This is a genomic window from Acidobacteriota bacterium (assembly GCA_033549365.1).
Taxonomy (GTDB): domain Bacteria; phylum Acidobacteriota; class Aminicenantia; order Aminicenantales; family Saccharicenantaceae; genus JAWSUF01.
In genome coordinates this window covers 963-1951 of sequence record JAWSUF010000040.1, presented here as the reverse complement: position 1 = coordinate 1951, position 989 = coordinate 963, and the positions used below count along the sequence as shown (strand labels likewise).

1 rRNA gene (only partly in view) is annotated in these 989 nt (G+C 53.8%); it reads left to right on the top strand.

Annotated features, from left to right (window positions below):
* Window positions 1-84: 84 nt before the first annotated feature.
* Window positions 85-989: ribosomal RNA gene (locus SCM96_15910) — 16S ribosomal RNA — on the top strand (it continues 661 nt past the right edge of the window).

The following is a 989-nucleotide window of genomic DNA, read 5'->3' as shown; positions in this document are numbered from 1 at the left end:
GTATAGACGAGCGGGCCGATTGTTATTATTTTTTTGAAGTAGTCCAATTGGCTGAGAGATCAGCAGTGATTGGGACAGGATATTAAACTGGAGAGTTTGATCCTGGCTCAGAACGAACGCTGGCGGCGTGCTTAACACATGCAAGTCGAACGAGAAAGGGTTCTTCGGAACCCGAGTAAAGTGGCGCACGGGTGAGTAACGCGTAGATAATCTACCCTGGTGTTTGGGATAACCAGCCGAAAGGCTGACTAATACCGGATACATGTTTCGCTGTTGGGCGAACCAGGAAAGGTGGCCTCTATTTATAAGCTATCGCATTGGGATGAGTCTGCGTACCATTAGCTAGTTGGTGGGGTAATGGCCTACCAAGGCGACGATGGTTAGCGGGTCTGAGAGGATGATCCGTCACACTGGCACTGGAACACGGGCCAGACTCCTACGGGAGGCAGCAGTGAGGAATATTGCGCAATGGGGGAAACCCTGACGCAGCGACGCCGCGTGAGTGAGGAAGGCCTTCGGGTCGTAAAGCTCTGTCAGCGGGGAAGAAGTGCATGACGGTTAATACCCGTCATGTTTGACGGTACCTGCAAAGGAAGCACCGGCTAACTCCGTGCCAGCAGCCGCGGTAATACGGAGGGTGCAAGCGTTGTTCGGAATCACTGGGCGTAAAGGGCGCGCAGGCGGCGTGTTAAGTCAGATGTGAAATCCCACGGCTCAACCGTGGAAGTGCATTTGAAACTGGCATGCTTGAGTACCAGAGGGGAAGGTGGAATTCCCGGTGTAGAGGTGAAATTCGTAGATATCGGGAGGAATACCGGTGGCGAAGGCGACTTTCTGGCTGGATACTGACGCTGAGGCGCGAAAGCGTGGGGAGCAAACAGGATTAGATACCCTGGTAGTCCACGCCGTAAACGATGTGCACTAGATGTCGGGGGTATTGATCCCCTCGGTGTCGGAGCTAACGCATTAAGTGCACCGCCTGGGGAGTA